Below are 14,761 nucleotides of genomic sequence, written 5' to 3' on the forward strand. Positions count from 1 at the left end.
TTTTGATGGCCTAGGAGTAACCTCACGTTATGCTAATAGCAATATTTCCAAGAGGTGGCTACATGAATAACGCACACAACGTTATCGGCGCTTCTCGGCTCGTTGCAGCTTTGATCCTCGCCGGCATGGCGGCCTCGGGCGCACAAGCGCAAAGTTCGAACGCGGCACCGGCTGCGGCATCTGCGCCGGGTCTTGCAACAGCCGCTCAGGCGTCGTCAAACGCACTGAACCCATTCCCTCATGGCAGGCACCCGTCTGGCGTCGGACCGAAAGTGCCGCCAGCCTTCGCCCTCGATGGATCGGACGTAGACAAACAGAACGGCGGAGACAAGATCAATCCGAATAAATTCCTCGACGATACCGGGCCGGCGGTGGATACGCCGTACCAAGCTCCCGAAGCAGCGACTAAAGCTACATTGAGCCGGACACCAGGGGCCGTCGCCGCGCCAACCTTTACGACGACCGACTGGCCGACGTATGGCATGAACAGGCAGCGGACTGGGTATAACTCAGTCGAGACGGTGCTCACCCAGACCAACGTGGGGACGTTGACAGAGCACTGGTCACGTCACCTGGACGGTGCCATCCTGACTCAGCCGGTACTGGCTACCGGGGTGACAATCAAAGGGGTGCCAACCGATGTCGTCTATGTTGCGACAGAGGGGAACACTACATGGGCACTGAATGCCGCGACAGGGGAGGTCATTTGGCAAAGCGCCCCTATCCCTCAAGCTATCTTGACGTCGAACTGCACCGGGCTGTTCCAAGGCAAGATCGGGGTGCAGGGCACGCCCGTCATCGACCATGCCAACAACCGGATTTTCGTTGTGAGCGGGCGAGGCTACCTGCATGCGTACGACCTCCAGACCGGCGTGGATCTCCCGGGCTTCAACCTGCCACTTCTAGACGCAGCCAACGCTTCTCCAACAACGATGGTCTATGGCGGCTTGACGCTCAGTCCCGATAGTTCGTCGATATACGTGGCGACAGCCGGCGACCCCTGCGATACGACGCCGTACCATGGACAGGTCGTCCGCGCGTCCACCACCAACCCAGCTGCGATTCTGCAACGCTGGTACCCAGACGGCGCAAGCGGGCCAGACGGGGGCGGTATATGGGGTGTGGGAGGCGTATCGATTCCGCCTGATGGGACGGTCGTCTATGCACTCACGGGCAACGCATTCGCCATTCCGGAAAATGCCGCGTTCGCGGAGCACGTCGTGAAGCTCACGCCGACCCTGCAGGTAGCCGCGTCGAACTCGCCGCTTTCTCCGCCCAGCACGGACTCCGACTTCGGCGCTACAGCATTGCTCTTCCAGCGTCCCACCTGCCCGACGATGCTCGCGGCCTACAACAAGTCCGGCGACCTCTTCATTTATAACCGAGCCACTATTCAGCGGCAGGGCCCCATTGAAAAGTTGACGATTTCCGTTAGTTCAGTCGAGGGCAGCAACATAGGCCTTCCTGCATTCGACCCGGTGCTAAATCGGCTTTACGTCGTGTCCCCTGCGAGCAACAACTTATACCAACACGGGGTCATTGCACTGTCGGTCGACAGCAACTGTACTGTGAACCCCAAACCCGTGTGGACGGCGCAAGTCGGCTTGGACCAATCCTCGTTCAACCCGGCTATCCCGCCCGTCGCCGCAAATGGTGTGGTGTATTACGCAGACGGTTTGGGCAACGACTTTTACGCATTGGATGCAGCGAACGGGCACGTACTCTTCCACCGCCAATACACGCCAGTTCAATCCGGCGAGGGTAACTTCGCGTCGCCGATGGTCGTGAACGGGCAAGTCTTCGTCGCTGGTAGCGACCACGTGGTTCATGCCTATGGCCTCCCCCCCTGACTGCTAAATTCGTTAGGAATACGGTACCTTTTTCGCAAGAGTAACCACTCTGCCCTTATTGCGCGCAGTGATTCGCAGTATCGCGCCGCTGCGCGCGTCCTGCGGACACATCGCAATTCGATGTCGTCGACGCAGGCATTGCCGCGAGCGCTTCACGACATCGCGAATCTTTTTTAATAGTTGATAGCAGCGCGTTCCTTCGCGCTCGGGTCCTTTATTCACAGTGCCCTGACATCGAGTTCGACGAGCCTATCGTCTTAGCTCACTTTGTGGCTGCCATGAAAATGGAAGAAATATTTCGATGTACGAATAACAGCGTCGCAGATTTGACTGCACTCCTTAAAAATCAGATTGAAAAGATAATTTCTCCAACCGATACCGGTGGGACCAGCACGTTCGTTCCCCAGCCGACAGAAGGGATCAAGCTACTGAATTTCGTTTATCGAGAGCCCACGCTGGAAAACGTCAAACGCATGATGAATGTGATTGTTTATGATCCTTCGGCACTGACCGATGACCTGCTGCAACAGCGTGTCAATAACTTGCAAGCCAACAAGCACCACGTCGAAAACTGGGTGGCGAGTATGGCAGCAAACCCCAGGCAGTTCACAGACTACCAACTGCGATTGTCGGAGATCAAGGCGCCGACACTGATCGTCTGGGGTAGAGAAGATCGATTTTTGCCCTTTGACATCGGGTTGCGTCTGCTATCCGGATCGCAGGACGGGTCGCCGGCCCGAAGCGTGGGTAGCATCACGGGTAGGAGGCGGTCGGGAACGGTTGAGGTGGCACATGGCGACGCTTTCCGGGCGGCAGTCGGCGTTTGCTGCCATCCGCCATGATGGTTTGGCGGATTTTAGCGCACTGAAATGTCCGATAATTCATAAAACGTCCTCCCCGCAGTTGATTGGCTTAGAACAGCGACGCGCTATGGAATACGGCTTCACTTCATCTTCGCTTGTACTATGATGAACCGGTGTGTTCCGTCCTGTCTCTTGAGTAGTCGCGATCGGTGCTGCGACCGGAGGCGCGGTTATAGCATCGGCACCGTTGGTGTTGGCATATTCGTGATGCACGTGATGCCAGGTTCGGTGCCTTCCGATATTCGCATGTATGTTCCTTGGGCAATGTGCTCGTCGCTACCTACGAAGGAGTAGCATGACTGCATCCGGTTCTAACGTGGCATCGAGGCGAGTCGCCATTCTGGTCCTGCTCTGTCGCGACTACGCAGCGCTCGAACTCACCCTCGCCAGTCACATGGCGTACCGGCCAACAGGCGTCGAGTTCATCCTGCTTCAGAACTGCCGGGGCGGCTATGACGCGGAACGCACGCTTGCCGTCGCGCGGCGCTACGCAAGACTTTTTCCGGGCATCGTTCGGGTCGTCGACGACATTCCGCCTGGCCCACCCTATCGCACGATCAAAAAACTACTCTCGCAACCGGCGCTCGCCGAAATCGACTTGATCTGCAAGGTGGACGACGACGCGTTCCCGATCGCCGGCGAGTGGCTCGACAAGATGCTCGCCACGTACGACGCGGCGGAAAATGAAAGCGCGAACGAGCTTGCCTACGTCACCCCGCTGATCAACAACAACAACTGGGGCTTCCCTGAGGTGATGCGTGTGATGAACCTGGAGCGCGAGTACTTCACGAGCCAGGCGCATCCCCATTTCGTCGGAGCCGACGGGGACAAGCGCTTTCCGATGCGAATCATCCCTGCGGAGCAGATCGAGATCGGCACCAATGGCACGATATGGGGCTATCCGCACATCGCGCGCTGGCTGCATGAACGGACCACGCTTCAGCCTGATGCTTTCATCGCTGCCACGCGGGACCTCGAACCTTGCGAAGTGCCGTCAGAATCGCGCTATTCGATCGGCTGCATTCTTTTTCGCAAGCGGTTATGGGACATGATCGACGACGGTGGGCAAGACGACGAGCACATGATGCATGTCTACTGTGCGCGGAACCGGTTGCGAATCGTCTGTGCGCGCAGCGTGCCATTCGTGCACATCGCGTACTTCTCCCAGCGCGAGGAGAACCGCGATATCGTCGATGCCGCTCGCGCGCTTTACGACGCGAGGCTTGGCCATCCCTTCCCGATTGCACTCTACGCGGACCGTGAACGCGATATCGAAGCACGGCTGCGCTGGCTCGAAGATCACCCGCCGCAGGCCACCAAGGGGACGCTTGAAGCGTCGAAGCGTGTGAGCCGCGCGATCTATCGGCGAGTGCGCGCGCTGTTGAAAAACGGTCGCCGAGCGTGGTATGTCGTGACTGGCAAGCGCGATGCGACGAGCGGCCGACGCTCTCCGTCGCCATGACGATGCGCAAGATCCATCCCCGGATCTTCTATTGCTTCGTGAGAAGCCTCGATAGCCGCTGACCCTGCGAAATGCGCCATCTGGCACATAACGCAGAGCGCGCTGCTATCTATCGAATCGAGTGCGCACTGCGCTTGTTCATGGCGGTGACTCTGGTGCCGTCAACTATCCGAAACGATCACGAATACACGAGGATTACGGAGTTCAAGTACCTCACCGGGCAGCAGCATCAGGGAACCTCGATCGTCAGGGAGTATCCGCGAGCCGAAGGCGAGTCGTACTATCCGATTCCACTCTGGCGGCTCAGGCGGTCAAGGTTTTCGACGATCAGCGTATCGCCGGGTACGACGTCACCGGCCTTGATACGCTCGATGAACGCGCCGAGCGCGCCGCCTTTCTTTACGTGCTCGCCCTTGTGAGCGGACTTGCCGCGGTCCTCCATGCGTAAAGAGCGATCGAGTATCAGGCCGTGCTGCTTGGCCCACGCTTCCGCGTAGGCATCCTGCCGCGCGATCGAGCTACCGTCTGCCTGCTGTGAACTCGAAAAACGGGCGCATGTATAGATTCCTGGCGTGTTGCTTATCGCGCTTTGCGCTTTCGTTGACCTGGTTCATCTATCCTGTGGCGTATTAGGGTCTGTTTACATATGGAACGCACGTGCGTTGCCGCGAGAAGGGCCGCTCGCAAGGACTGCGACGCCGCGAATACTCGACGTATTCGCAAGGAGCATGACGTAGCGAGCGGCCCTTCTCGCGGCAACCCCATTGCCTGGATTTCATTCCAGGGGAATGCCCGCTATCGGCCGCATGGCGGCGTCGCGCGTCGCTCACGTGGCGCGGCCACGCAGCGCTCCTTACTCCTTGCCCTGCGGCCGATAGCGGGCATTCGCACGTGCGTTCCATATGTAAACAGACCCTAGCTATATTCAGCAAATCTATTCGCGGCAATCGAGCTTCGTCGAACTCATCGCGTCCGGATTTCCGAACTCCCTATGCGATGCTCCGAATCTTCCAGTCAGTCCCAGGAAAGCTCTCAGGTGCCCGCTAGCACTCGCTGATTGCTGCGCCCTGGATGAGCCCTTCCGCAGCTTTAAGCGCTGCACCAACGACCTGGTCCATGTTGTAGTAGCGATACTGCGCGAGCCTGCCCACAAAAGTAATATCGGCAACTGTCTCCGCAAGCGCGTTGTAGCGCAGGAACAATGCCTCGTTTTCCTTGCGTGGAATCGGGTAGTACGGCTCACCTTCGGCTCGCGGATACTCCCTGACGATCGAGGTGCCCGGATGCTGCTGCCCGGTGAGGTGCTTGAACTCCGTAATCCTCGTGTATTCGTGATCGTTCGGATAGTTGACGGTACCTGTCGTCTGAAAGCGCTCCACGTCGCTCAGATGCTGGTGCTGAAAATCCAGGCTGCGGTACGGCAGCTTGCCGAAGCGATAGCCGAAATACGCGTCAATCCGTCCTGTGTACACAAGGTGTCCGCATTCGATACTCGCTTTCACCTCGTTATAGTCGGTCGACAGACGTACCTCGATGTCCGGACTGCCAAGCATCCTTTCGAACATCGCGGTGTAGCCTTGCGCCGGCATGAATTGATACGTATCGGTGAAGTACCGGTCGTCGTCGTTCGAACGTGTCGGGATTCGCGCAGCGACACCCGCGGACAGTTCAGAAAGATCGAGTCCCCATTGCTTGCGCGTATAGCCACGGAAAAACTTCTCGCACAGATCGCGGCCAACGCTGCTGAGCACCGCGTCTTCGCTGGTGGAGACGGTTCCTCGCGCTTCACGTACCGACTCGAGAAACGCCACGGTGGCCTGCTCGTTCAGGTCGAGGCCATATAACCTGTTGATCGTCGTGCGATTAATCGGTATTGGATAGAGGCCCCCGTCTACATAGGCCTTCACGCGATGCTCGTAGAAGCGCCAATCGGTAAAATCCGACAGGTATTCGAATATCCGCTTGCTGTTGGTATGAAAGATATGCGGACCGTACGGATGGATCAGCACGCCGTTCTCATCGTGCCGGTCGTAGGCGTTGCCGCCTATATGATTCCGTTTGTCGACGACGAGCACGCGTTTTCCGCTTGCCGCGAGGCGTTCGGCACAGACCGCGCCCGCAAAGCCGGCGCCTACGATAAGGAAGTCATATTTCATCTGTGCGCACCCTCGTTTGGAAAGCCGGAACCTTGCATTTGATCAGGTAAAGCGCCATCGAGGCCGTGACGAGAAACTCGGTGGCCAGCGCTGACATTGCCGCGCCCTGAGCGCCGTGAAACCATACAAGCGGCACGAGGATGGCAAGATTGAACAGGCCGGCGACGATCAGGATCTCGCTGACCTTCTTCTTCATGCCGAGCGGCAGCATCAGCTGAACGCCGAATACACCGCTCAGCCCGATGAGCAGTGGCATCGGCGCCATCCACTTCAGGACGATCACGGCCGGTTCGTACCCGGAGCCCATCGCGATACGAACGATCAACTCGGCGCCGCCCCACAGCGCGACCGAAGCCAGCAACATGGACGAGCCCGCCAGGTAAAACATCTTGCGCACCAGCGCAAACGCCTTGGCGGAGTCTTCGGAAAAGAGCGCCGTCACGCGCGGGTACACCGCGTTGGCGACCGGTCCGAGCGGCGCCTGGGCGAGGTTGCGGATCTTGTCGGCGACGCCAAAGTAGCCGACAGCGGCGTTTCCGGCAAGAAATCCGAGCACCACGCTATTGGTGGTGGTGTACAAACTGATCGCTGCGGTGGAAATGAACGTGTGCCAGCCGTCACGAAGCGTCTCCAGGATCTCCGCCTTGCCCGGCACCATCGCGACAATCATCCGGTCTTTTACGATCAGGAACGAGGCGACGAGTCCGGCAGCAACCACGCTCATCGAACTGATAAGCGAGGCGATCCACGTGTCGGCCGGCGAGTGCACCAGGACGAACGTGAGCGGAAGCAGCAGCAGCCGCGCGCTCAGCATCGAAACGGTAGTCAGCGTCATCTGCTCCAGGCCCTGGAACAGCCACTGCGGAAACAGCACCGTTCCGATCACGACCGGATAGGTCGCCAGCAGAACCGGCAGCAATTCGCGCAGTCTTGCCACGCACAACGCCGCTAACAGCAGCATCGCGAGGCAGACCACCGCGATCAGCGCCTTGGCGCCTTGCGTCGCCCAGAAGATCTTCGACACCGCGTACCGGTCATTCTGGACCCGTGCGACGTGGGCAGTCGATGACCAGTTGAAACCGTAGTCGGTCAGCAGTACGAGGTAGCCAATGATGGCTTGTGCGAAGATGTATGCGCCAAAGTGTTCCGGGCGCAGCACGCGCAACAGGTAGGGAACGGTTGCAAGCGGCAGCAGCATGTTAGCCGCCTGCAGGATGGTCAGCGCGATGATGTTCTGTCGGAGTGGATTCGCCATGGTTAGACCGTTTTCAATACTTCGATGAAAGTTCAGGACAAGCGCGGCATAAGCATAAGTCCATCATATATGTCATACGCACAGGGTCACCAGATATCGTCGTCAGTAGGCGCGGCCCGTTGGGGTACGCAAACGCCGTGCCTTTCAGAGGGTTAAACGGATACTTCCAACGCGCTCTGCGTTATGTGCCAGATGGCGCATTTCGCAGGATCAGTGATGATTGAAGCGTCTCACGAAGCAATAGAAGATCCGCGGATGGATCTTGAGCATGGTCATGACGACGGACAACTTCGGCCGCCCGTCGGCATATATGCCGAGCAGGTGCTTCACGCGCAGTTTCTTCGAAACGCTGTATAGAATCGGGCTCGCGAGTTGGTAGCTCGGCGCGGTGGTGGCCGCTTGAAACGCGATCGCGCGGTATCCGAAGACGTATTTGAGCCGGAAGAAGAGACGCTTGTAGTCGGGAATCGGGAGGGCCGCGGTACGCTTTTCAACACGGTCCATGATGACAAAAAGATCGACGACATGCGGGTTGAAGCGTCTCGAGATTGCCGATTCGCGGAACATGTATGAGTAAAGGCTGTCCGAAATGAGCCGCACGATTTTCGCGGTGGCGAGCGTCTGCACCGACACGCAAAGGTCCTCGTAGATGAGACCACACGGATGGTCGGCTGCGACGAAGATCGAACGGCGCACGAGTTTGTTCCAGCAAAAAGCTTGCAGCTTCAGTTCCATAATTTTCTGGACGGCTTCCACGCCGGTGATGATGCAGTCGCCGGAGTCGATGCGATCGTTGACGGCGCCATCGGGGCTGACGTGTTCGGCGGCGAAAATGACGACATCGGCGTCGTGCTGGTCGGCTTCGCGCAGCACGGTGCGAATGGGATCGCGATGGACGTGGTCGTCGCTGTCAACGCAGAGCACGTACTCGCCCCGCGCTTCCGATGCGGCGATTTTTCGCGTTTCAGCGAGCCCTTTATTGTCGGTGTTTCTGATCAACTTCCACGGAATGCGATCCTGTTGTGCGAGAAGGCGGGCGGCGATTTCACCTGAGCGATCGGGGCTGCTGTCGTCGACGGCGATGATTTCGAAATCAGTGCAGGTTTGTGACAGCAGGGAATCCAGACAGTCTTCGATATAGTCCTCGACCTCGTAGACCGGCAGCAGAACGCTGATTCTCGGCGCGGACATGGACAGGCTCCTGGAAGCTTCGGTTTCTCCGGGCCAAGCGATGCCCGTTGTTTTGCTCTGCAACTCTGACCTCAATCTTCGTCACCATCGTTGCCGTCAAGGCCGTAGCGCCGTTTGTCCCGGCAATCCCAGCGGTGACGACCTGGGAGTCCGGTGATCTTGCGGATCCTGAAACCATCGGCGACATACAGCGCTCCGTCACGCCCGAACGCGAGCCCCCTTGGACCCGACAGCATCGCCTGAACCGCGAGACCGCCGTCACCTGCGTAGCCCGCCGCACCAACCATGCACGAATGGGACATCTCATGACACACACCCTTGGATCTGTCCTGACGCAAGTAGTCGACGGAATGATCCGTCGACGCCCGTAGCGGGCGATCAGCCGGAAGGCAAAGTTTGAATATAGTCCTTGGCGCGAGGGCATTTGAAACACTGACCCGAAGCGCTGAAGATCTGGCGCGTTTGTTCGAGTGTATGCGTCATCCAGTTCAATGAGCCATGCGAGAAAACTTCACATGTCCAGCGGGCGAAGCCCTACCGGGCGGTGACAAAGCTCCAAAGCGCTGCGCATTCTGTATCGCTGAACGTGTATTGCGGCATCGCTTTCTTCAGCACGATTCCTGTCGGATCGACGCCGACATTCAGGACACGGCAGAACGAGCCCAAATCGTCACGACTCGGCGGGCCGCCGCGTCGGCGGGTATCGCTGAGCAGATACTGGCTTGTCAACGGGGGCGCAAAAGACGCTGCGTTGTCCGCGTGGCCGTGGCAATTGATACACCCGACCGCATTGTCAGGCAGCGTACGATTGTCGTCGCGCAAGTGCGCGACCAGCGCGTGCTGCCCGCTAAAGATCTCACGTCCCAGTTCGATGGATCGGGACGAATCGACGCCATTTGCCGCGGGTTCGACCGCAACCAGAAATATGGCCGCCACCACGTATATCTTGAAGGCGGCCCGATTCGAGGCGCGCGTCATCAATGGATTCGAATCGTGGTCGAGACGCTCGGTACGCCGTTCGCGTCGAGCGCGAATAACATGTAATAGCCGGGCACGGCGACTCCGGAATCGCCCGGAATCTGCAGCTCATACTGGCCTGGCTTTTTGCTCGCGCCAAAGCTTAACGGAACACGTCGCTGCTCGTTGTTGAGCGAATGCGTTGCCGACGATAGGCGCATCATCGAAAAAGCGCCACGACGACTTCGCCGTCGGGTAAGGCAACGCTGTTGGCATACGCGCGCTGATAATTCATTGGCGCTACCGTGCGCGTGCTCGCCCCTCCGTTGCTGATATCGATCAATGTTGCGTTCGACGTCGCGTAGTCGTTTCCGTAGTTAGGCGCACCACCGACCGAGAATTCTGCGGACGTCATACATGACCGCGTTGCCGGTCATCGCGTCATTGTCAGCCCCTCGATTGACCGGCGCCGATATGCTGCCGGTGCCCGCGGTGTTAATCTCCGCCACAGCGAGCCCGGGAATCCCGAGTCTGGGAATGCCCGGGATGTATCCAGCACCATCCACCCCTGGCGGAAAAGGTCCTCCGAGGCCGAAAACCGGAAAGCCAGTCCCGTGCACCAACTGGAGCTTTTCGTCGGTGGTCATCTGGGAGACGAGTGCGGCGGCCCGCTGATCGGCGACCGTGTCAGAATCAGTTGGCGCGTTGATGTCGTCGCCGCTGCCGCATGCAGCGATCATAAGGGCGACAGCGCACGCGACTGCCGTCGCGACGCAGGGGAAAAGCAGCCTCTTCTTCATTGTCGTCTCACTCCAGTTTATGTCTGATTCCGAAATATATGGCCTGCATCCGTCCGGTCCTTTTCTCAATCGACACGACCGTTCACCCGCTGACCGGCCGGATCATCCGGTCACGGCAGGATCGATTCAAACCGCCAGAATTTGCACGAAAAGTACGACAACCCCTTGATAAGGATTGCAAGGCTAGGTGGTCCAGGGCGTCGCTCGCCGAGGTGCACCCGACGAGCGTGCAGCACTGCTTGTCGTCGCCCTGGCGCAGCAATAATGTGCATCCGCTTGCCAGTCTGTCCGACTAATGGCGATCGGCTTTTCAATCATTGTGTCATCGCGTTCGCTTGCTGATTCCGAGCCATTCGTCGCGCAGTCTGTTTTTTAGTATTTTTCCTACTCCAGATAGCGGCAGTGGCTCGGTGCGGATGTCATATCCGCGTGGCACCTTGTAGCCTGCAATGTGGGCTCTGCAGTGGGCGTCCAGTTCGGCGGGGGTTGCAACGGAGCCGGGTTTGATGACGATAACGGCATGCACTCGCTCACCCCAACGCTCATCCGGCACCCCGATCACTGCGCATTGGCTGACCGCCGGGTGCATGCTCAAGGTCTTCTCGACTTCGGCGCTATAGATGTTCTCGCCGCCGCTAATGATCATGTCCTTAATGCGATCTGCAACAAAGAGAAACCCTTCTTCGTCCATGTACCCCGCGTCACCCGACCGCAACCAACCATCCTTGATCGTGTCCGACGTTCTCTCTGGGTCCCGCCAGTAGCCCCGCATGACGGCAGGGCCGCGGATCTGGATCTCGCCTACCGTCCCGGTCTCGCAGAGGCAGCCCTGCTCATCGACGATCCGTATCTCGAAGCTTGACGTCGGTTGTCCGACTGACGTCAATTTCCCTGCTTTCGGACCGCTCGTTGAATGCCACTCCGGTAACAGGCATGTGCATGCGCCGCTGCACTCTGTCATGCCGTAGAACTGTTGAATTCGCACGTTTCGAAAAGCATTGAGTACCCGATCTAGCAACTCCTGCGAAATGGGTGCTGTGCCATAAGAGATGGTTCGGACCCGCCTGAGCAAGCTATCGTCACGCTCCGGTGCGTCAAGAAGCATTGAAAGCATGGTCGGCACGAGCTGAAGGTGCGTTATGCCGTCGGTGCGCAAGCGCGAAAAGACCTCGGCAGCACTGAAATGCGACAGGAAACTGTGGGCTCCTGCAGCCAGGGTTACGCCAAGACCAATGCCAAAGTCGGCAAGGTGGAATAGCGGCGTCGTATGAAGGTAGACCGTCTCACTGTCATGGTGCAGGTCGCGCTGCATGTTTGATGCCGCGAATGCCAAGTTCGAATGAGTCAGTTCTACGCCTTTGGGAAGGCCCGTTGTGCCACCGGTATAGAAGATGCACGCGAGCTCATCTAAGGCCACCTGGGCGTCGTCAATCGGTGAGGCGGCAAGCATGTCGCTGCGGCGATCTTCGTCCACGACGATAACGCTGCGGAGCGATCCCACAGCCTCACGGGTGCGCTCAGCCGTCGCGCGAAAGCTATCGTCGGTAAGAAGAAAGCGAGCTTCGGAATGTTCGAGGATATAACGCAGTTCGTCGTAGGCGAGGCGGGTATTCAGCGGTACCAATACGCCGCCGCCCCACCACACCGCAAGCATCAATTCAAAGTAGAGCGGTGAATTCAACGCGAGCGTTGCTACGCGGTCGCCGGGCCGTAGTCCCGCAGCGTTAAGTGCGGAAGCGAGTGATGCGATTCTCCTGGGCATTTCGCGCCAGGTTGTTCTTTCGGTACCACTGATAATGGCCCATCCATCCGGCCGTACAGTTGCGGCACGGCGGATTGCGACAGTAAGCATGAGCGTGCCTCCGTTGTGTAGTGTGGTGGATGGGTTGGGCGAACCTCACGTCGACCATTCCGATCTCGAGTTTGCATTCGCAGATAGGACTCGCGCGCAAGGTGGTAGAAGCGATTGCGCGCACGATCAGGTTCGCCTCGTCCGCGGCTTAGCCGTGTTAAAGCTCGGCGCGGGCGAACCCGATGATGTAAAGAAATTAAAGCACGGCCATGTGAAAAAGTGAACGGCTATTCATGCAGTGTTTACCCTGCCGATGCCTGTCATGCAGGCTAGTCAACCGGCCATCGCCGGATTGCAACGTTCGGGTAAACTAGAGATGAAGCGAAATTTACTTCTGTGCGAAGATCGGCTTTAATCTCATCAACGCCGACCTTTTGAGGTTCAACCATGAGTCATCCACAGGGGAGCATCGGCACAGGTCAGCAGGCAGAGTGGGATAGCGTCACCGGTGAGGCATTGTCTGCCAGTGAGTTCAGAAGGGCGATGGGGCGGTTCGCCAGTGGCGTGACAGTGCTCAGCGTTTCGCATGCTGGCGGTGTGCGCTCAATGACTGTAAATGCCTTCATGTCCGTTTCCCTCGACCCGCCGCTCGTGGTGGTCTCCATTGCGCGTACCGCCGGTTTCCTAGCGTTCTTGAATTCTACGGATGCGGGCTTCGGCATCTCATTTCTTTCTTCAAAACAGCTTGCGGAGTGCACGCATTTTGGAGGTAAGCCCTCTGACACGTTAGACCCGAGATACGACTGGTATCGCAATGTGCCGGTGCTCCAGAATTCTCTGGTTCAATTTGCAGTAAAAGTTCACTCCACCATGGACGCTGGAGACCACCGGCTGATCGTGGCTCAACTGCAGTGGATGAAAAGCGCTGAAGGCAAACCGCTGCTTTTTTACGGCGGCAAGCTCGGTAGCCACCATTGGCAAGAACCCTTGGTCACTGAGATGATGCTCGACTTTGACAGTTGGGGCTGATGAATCGGCTTCTTAACTTGAGCCTACAACCCTATAGGAGTAAAAATGTACGTTTCGAACGCCAAGAGAAGACTTGGTCGGGCGGATTTGTCCTTTCAGGATCTCATCAAACAAGTAAAAGAACTGCGGCCACTGATTGAAGAGAGCGCGCCAAGCAATGAAGCTCGCGGAATGCTGGCACCTGCGGTGGTCGATGCCTTCGCCGAAATGGGTCTGTTCGGATACTTCGCGCCGAAGGAAGCCCATGGGTGGCAGTTGTCCCCAGTAGAGGCATTGGAGTTGATCGAAACGGTTGCCGAGATGGACGGCCCCACCGCCTGGGTTTTGTTTGCAACCGGGCTGTGCACATCTGCGGCCGGCGCTTTTCTGGGTGATTCTGCTGTGGAGGCGATGTTTGGTAGTGGACTGACCGTCGCGGCCGGGCAAGGGATCCCGAATGGGAAAGCAACCGCTGTCCCCGGGGGCTATCGGCTCACAGGTAAATGGAGTTACGGCAGCGGTATTAAGCATGCCCATTATGTGCACGCTGGTGCGATCGTCTATGAAGAAGGGCGTCCGCGAATGTTGCGCAATGGAACGACAGAGACGCTGATTCTGAACGTGCCAAGGGAAAATGTAAATTTTCACGATAACTGGGATGTTATCGGGCTCCGAGCGACCGGCAGCATTGACTACTCAATAGATGATGTCTTCGTCCCTGAAGATTTCTGCTACACGGCACGCGTGGTTGAACCCCTACGCGGCGGGTGGACGTACCGGACTGGAGCCATTGGCATCGGCACCGCCGGGCACACTGCATTTGCTCTCGGCCAGGCCAAGCGCATCCTTGATGAAACCGCCGCTTTAGCACGTGCAAAGGCTGCAATCCCGAATTCAATTGCTAGCTCGTCGAGTTTCCTCGAAGGATACGCATGGATGGAAGCGAGGGTCAAAGCGGCACGCGCGCTGGCGTTCGAGACCTGGGCGAGCGTCGAAAAGTCTCTTCGCGAGGGAGAGCCTTTCACAACCCGGCACGTCACGCTGATCAGGCTTGCATTGAATCATGCAACCTGGACGGCTGTGGAAGCATGCGACTTTGCCTTCAAGGCAGCGGGCGGTGTTTCGCTGAGAAATGGAATCATCCAGCGGATCTACAGGGACATGCACGCCGGTTCCCAACACATCACCTCGTCGCCCGTGATGCTCAGCGAGTGCGGCAAGGAATTGGCTGGATTGGCACCGGGCAAGCAATGGAGCTTCTTGGGACTTGTTGATGCCGTTGCTGAATGACATCCACCAAAATGTGGCTCGAAACTGAGGCCGCTGGAACGGAGCAACCGGTCCAGAGCGCTTAACGCGAGCCGCCATCGTTCGGTACAGTCGTGTTGCAGGTGGCTTTACCCGAAGGCCCGAATGACCGTGGCCTC

13 protein-coding genes and 2 pseudogenes are annotated in these 14,761 nt (G+C 58.1%); 6 read left to right on the plus strand and 9 right to left on the minus strand.

What is annotated here, in order from left to right; genetic code table 11:
• Nucleotides 1–62: 62 nt before the first annotated feature.
• The 4 genes and pseudogenes from OKW28_RS17640 to OKW28_RS17655 all read left to right on the plus strand — a co-directional run.
• Nucleotides 63–1,850, plus strand: coding sequence for a PQQ-binding-like beta-propeller repeat protein (locus tag OKW28_RS17640; RefSeq protein WP_429447625.1), 1,788 nt, complete (start codon nucleotides 63–65; stop codon nucleotides 1,848–1,850).
• A gap of 377 nt (nucleotides 1,851–2,227) precedes the next feature.
• Nucleotides 2,228–2,566 (plus strand): annotated as a pseudogene (locus OKW28_RS17645) (alpha/beta fold hydrolase); the annotation flags it as partial.
• A gap of 442 nt (nucleotides 2,567–3,008) precedes the next feature.
• Nucleotides 3,009–4,175: a hypothetical protein gene (locus OKW28_RS17650; protein ID WP_429447627.1), complete on the plus strand. Its 1,167-nt coding sequence runs from the start codon at nucleotides 3,009–3,011 to the stop codon at nucleotides 4,173–4,175.
• Between the two features lie 151 nt (nucleotides 4,176–4,326).
• Nucleotides 4,327–4,468, plus strand: a pseudogene (locus OKW28_RS17655) (UDP-galactopyranose mutase); the annotation flags it as partial.
• On the opposite strand, the gene OKW28_RS17660 reads toward OKW28_RS17655, so the two are convergent.
• The 9 genes from OKW28_RS17660 to OKW28_RS17700 form a co-directional block, all read right to left on the minus strand.
• Complete coding sequence (locus tag OKW28_RS17660; RefSeq protein ID WP_429448765.1) at nucleotides 4,456–4,758, minus strand: recombinase family protein; 303 nt, start codon at nucleotides 4,756–4,758, stop codon at nucleotides 4,456–4,458. The pseudogene OKW28_RS17655 and the gene OKW28_RS17660 sit on opposite strands and share 13 nt — an antisense overlap.
• A 460-nt stretch (nucleotides 4,759–5,218) precedes the next feature.
• Entirely contained in the window at nucleotides 5,219–6,331 is a 1,113-nt protein-coding gene (gene glf / locus OKW28_RS17665) for a UDP-galactopyranose mutase (protein WP_429447628.1), read from the minus strand.
• Nucleotides 6,321–7,586, minus strand: a complete 1,266-nt coding sequence (locus tag OKW28_RS17670) for a flippase (RefSeq protein ID WP_429447630.1) — start codon at nucleotides 7,584–7,586, stop codon at nucleotides 6,321–6,323. The genes glf and OKW28_RS17670 overlap by 11 nt, the downstream gene beginning before the upstream one ends.
• A 210-nt stretch (nucleotides 7,587–7,796) precedes the next feature.
• Complete coding sequence (locus tag OKW28_RS17675) at nucleotides 7,797–8,777, minus strand: glycosyltransferase family 2 protein (RefSeq protein ID WP_429448767.1); 981 nt, start codon at nucleotides 8,775–8,777, stop codon at nucleotides 7,797–7,799.
• A gap of 71 nt (nucleotides 8,778–8,848) precedes the next feature.
• Nucleotides 8,849–9,079: a hypothetical protein gene (locus tag OKW28_RS17680; RefSeq protein ID WP_246530000.1), complete on the minus strand. Its 231-nt coding sequence runs from the start codon at nucleotides 9,077–9,079 to the stop codon at nucleotides 8,849–8,851.
• A gap of 232 nt (nucleotides 9,080–9,311) precedes the next feature.
• A complete protein-coding gene (locus tag OKW28_RS17685) occupies nucleotides 9,312–9,755 on the minus strand; it encodes a hypothetical protein (protein ID WP_429447632.1) in 444 nt (147 codons plus the stop codon).
• Nucleotides 9,755–9,958, minus strand: a complete 204-nt coding sequence (locus OKW28_RS17690; RefSeq protein WP_429447634.1) for a galactose oxidase early set domain-containing protein — start codon at nucleotides 9,956–9,958, stop codon at nucleotides 9,755–9,757. Before OKW28_RS17690 ends, OKW28_RS17685 begins: the two co-directional genes overlap by 1 nt.
• 153 nt (nucleotides 9,959–10,111) lie before the next feature.
• Nucleotides 10,112–10,534, minus strand: coding sequence for a hypothetical protein (locus tag OKW28_RS17695; protein ID WP_429447636.1), 423 nt, complete (start codon nucleotides 10,532–10,534; stop codon nucleotides 10,112–10,114).
• A gap of 322 nt (nucleotides 10,535–10,856) precedes the next feature.
• On the minus strand, nucleotides 10,857–12,386 hold the full coding sequence (locus tag OKW28_RS17700; protein WP_429447637.1) for a class I adenylate-forming enzyme family protein: 1,530 nt from the start codon (nucleotides 12,384–12,386) through the stop codon (nucleotides 10,857–10,859).
• A gap of 387 nt (nucleotides 12,387–12,773) precedes the next feature.
• Here OKW28_RS17700 and OKW28_RS17705 point away from each other — a divergent pair, with 387 nt between their 5' ends.
• Nucleotides 12,774–13,355 (plus strand): flavin reductase family protein, encoded by a 582-nt coding sequence (locus OKW28_RS17705; protein ID WP_429447639.1) that lies wholly within the window; start codon nucleotides 12,774–12,776, stop codon nucleotides 13,353–13,355.
• Nucleotides 13,356–13,400: 45 nt separating this feature from the next.
• Nucleotides 13,401–14,624, plus strand: a complete 1,224-nt coding sequence (locus OKW28_RS17710; RefSeq protein ID WP_429447641.1) for an acyl-CoA dehydrogenase family protein — start codon at nucleotides 13,401–13,403, stop codon at nucleotides 14,622–14,624.
• Nucleotides 14,625–14,761: the final 137 nt, after the last annotated feature.

It is taken from the genome of Paraburkholderia sp. 40, assembly GCF_050434105.1.
In the GTDB taxonomy this organism is placed as follows: domain Bacteria; phylum Pseudomonadota; class Gammaproteobacteria; order Burkholderiales; family Burkholderiaceae; genus Paraburkholderia; species Paraburkholderia tuberum.

Excerpts from the sequence above, each read along its gene's own strand:
- OKW28_RS17640 (WP_429447625.1), top strand. The coding sequence starts at position 63 with ATGAATAACGCACACAACGTTATCGGCGCTTCTCGGCTCGTTGCAGCT.
- OKW28_RS17650 (WP_429447627.1), top strand. The coding sequence starts at position 3,009 with ATGACTGCATCCGGTTCTAACGTGGCATCGAGGCGAGTCGCCATTCTG.
- glf (WP_429447628.1), bottom strand. The coding sequence starts at position 6,331 with ATGAAATATGACTTCCTTATCGTAGGCGCCGGCTTTGCGGGCGCGGTC.
- OKW28_RS17670 (WP_429447630.1), bottom strand. The coding sequence starts at position 7,586 with ATGGCGAATCCACTCCGACAGAACATCATCGCGCTGACCATCCTGCAG.
- OKW28_RS17675 (WP_429448767.1), bottom strand. The coding sequence starts at position 8,777 with ATGTCCGCGCCGAGAATCAGCGTTCTGCTGCCGGTCTACGAGGTCGAG.
- OKW28_RS17680 (WP_246530000.1), bottom strand. The coding sequence starts at position 9,079 with ATGTCCCATTCGTGCATGGTTGGTGCGGCGGGCTACGCAGGTGACGGC.
- OKW28_RS17685 (WP_429447632.1), bottom strand. The coding sequence starts at position 9,755 with ATGACGCGCGCCTCGAATCGGGCCGCCTTCAAGATATACGTGGTGGCG.
- OKW28_RS17690 (WP_429447634.1), bottom strand. The coding sequence starts at position 9,958 with ATGATGCGCCTATCGTCGGCAACGCATTCGCTCAACAACGAGCAGCGA.
- OKW28_RS17695 (WP_429447636.1), bottom strand. The coding sequence starts at position 10,534 with ATGAAGAAGAGGCTGCTTTTCCCCTGCGTCGCGACGGCAGTCGCGTGC.
- OKW28_RS17700 (WP_429447637.1), bottom strand. The coding sequence starts at position 12,386 with ATGCTTACTGTCGCAATCCGCCGTGCCGCAACTGTACGGCCGGATGGA.
- OKW28_RS17705 (WP_429447639.1), top strand. The coding sequence starts at position 12,774 with ATGAGTCATCCACAGGGGAGCATCGGCACAGGTCAGCAGGCAGAGTGG.
- OKW28_RS17710 (WP_429447641.1), top strand. The coding sequence starts at position 13,401 with ATGTACGTTTCGAACGCCAAGAGAAGACTTGGTCGGGCGGATTTGTCC.